This is a genomic window from Pseudoalteromonas sp. SG44-8 (assembly GCF_014164125.1).
Classification (GTDB): domain Bacteria; phylum Pseudomonadota; class Gammaproteobacteria; order Enterobacterales; family Alteromonadaceae; genus Pseudoalteromonas; species Pseudoalteromonas rhizosphaerae.
The window spans coordinates 1-316 of sequence record NZ_JACJEQ010000093.1; the positions used below are offsets into that span (position 1 = coordinate 1).

General features: G+C 47.8%; 1 protein-coding gene. It reads left to right on the forward strand.

Annotated features, from left to right (window positions below):
* The coding region (locus H5163_RS21130) for a group II intron maturase-specific domain-containing protein (RefSeq protein ID WP_310736661.1) at nt 1-316 on the forward strand (316 nt) is incomplete at both ends.

Consider the following 316-nt stretch of genomic DNA (forward strand, 5'->3'; position numbering starts at 1 on the left):
TTCCGCTACGGTCAAGTGCAGATCCACGAACAGGCGCTAAAGAAATTTAAAGCAAATGTCAGGGAGCTCACTAACCGCAACTGGGGGATCTCAATGACCCTACAAATTCATAAACTCACACAGTATTTGCGCGGCTGGGGACACTACTACCTAATAGCCAACGCTTATCAGCTAACGGTGGATTTAGATCACTGGATCCGCCGTAGGATAAGAATGTGCTACTGGCGGCAATGGCGTAAACCTCGCACCAAAGTACGCAGTTTAATGAAATTGGGTGTTAGCGAACGACTCGCCATTGCATGTGGTATCACCAGTA